The organism is Moorella mulderi DSM 14980 (assembly GCF_001594015.1).
Classification (GTDB): domain Bacteria; phylum Bacillota; class DSM-521; order Neomoorellales; family Neomoorellaceae; genus Neomoorella; species Neomoorella mulderi.
This window is the reverse complement of the sequence record NZ_LTBC01000071.1, coordinates 1-517: the sequence shown is the minus strand read 5'-3', so window position 1 is coordinate 517 and position 517 is coordinate 1. Positions and strand designations below refer to the sequence as shown.

Sequence of the window (517 nt, the reverse complement as noted above, 5' to 3'; positions counted from 1 at the left end):
AGGAGGCTTATTAAATAATGCGCTGTGCTCAATGTGGAGTTTATGCCTGTAGGACGGGGAAACTGGAGCGATTACCGGCTAATTGTCCCATGCAGGAGAACGAAGCCATTTACCAGGAAGCCAGGGCTGAATACAAAAAGCCGGAGATAAATAATATTGCCTTGAACGCCGCTCGGACTGAGGCTGCCGGCTACGGCGTCTGGACACGGTTGGAAGAAATCATGGAGTTTTCCCGGCGGGCAGGTTTTCGTAAGTTAGGACTGGCTTTTTGTGCGGGCGTAAGAGAAGAAGCCAAACGCATTGCAGCCGTCTTTCAAAGTAACGGCTTTGAGGTATACTCGGTTATATGCAAAACAGGGTCGGTGCCTAAAGAAGAATTGGGTATTACCAACGAAGAAAAAGTGCACTCTGGTTCTTATGAACCCATGTGCAATCCCATAGGCCAGGCCAAGCTTTTAAATGCGGCCGGGACCGATTTGAACGTGATTGTCTGCCTGTGTGTAGGGCACGATACCTT

General features: G+C 49.3%; 1 protein-coding gene. It reads left to right on the top strand.

The annotated features are described in order from the left end of the window. Positions 1-17 precede the first annotated feature (17 nt). The coding region (locus tag MOMUL_RS15310) for a DUF1847 domain-containing protein (protein ID WP_153018473.1) at positions 18-517 on the top strand (500 nt) is incomplete at its 3' end.